Source organism: Paraburkholderia sp. SIMBA_030 (assembly GCF_046535245.1).
In the GTDB taxonomy this organism is placed as follows: domain Bacteria; phylum Pseudomonadota; class Gammaproteobacteria; order Burkholderiales; family Burkholderiaceae; genus Paraburkholderia.
Genome location: NZ_JAWRXB010000653.1, coordinates 1 through 268 on the forward strand (window position 1 = coordinate 1; position 268 = coordinate 268).

The window sequence follows — 268 nt, forward strand, 5'->3', positions numbered from 1 at the left end:
TGACCGTGTGGGGACGCGGCTACAAATTCGACCCGCTCACGCCATCGACGTCCGGCAATGCCGCGCCTCGCAACAGCGGACAAGGAGACGCGCCGTGAGACTGTCGTTGACGCAGCGGATATCCGTCGTGTTCTCGGCGTTGCTGCTCGCGTGCTGCGGGGCGTCGGCGTGGTTGCAGATACGGGCGTCGGATCTGCACGATCAGGAGGTCATCCAGGCCTTGTCGCACGACCTCGCGTCCCACATTGCGCATAGCTCGGCGCTCATG

Annotated in this window: 1 pseudogene; it reads left to right on the forward strand. The window is 64.9% G+C overall.

The features are described 5' to 3' along the window. Window positions 1-94 precede the first annotated feature (94 nt). Window positions 95-268: pseudogene (locus SB772_RS41570) on the forward strand (two-component sensor histidine kinase); the annotation flags it as partial.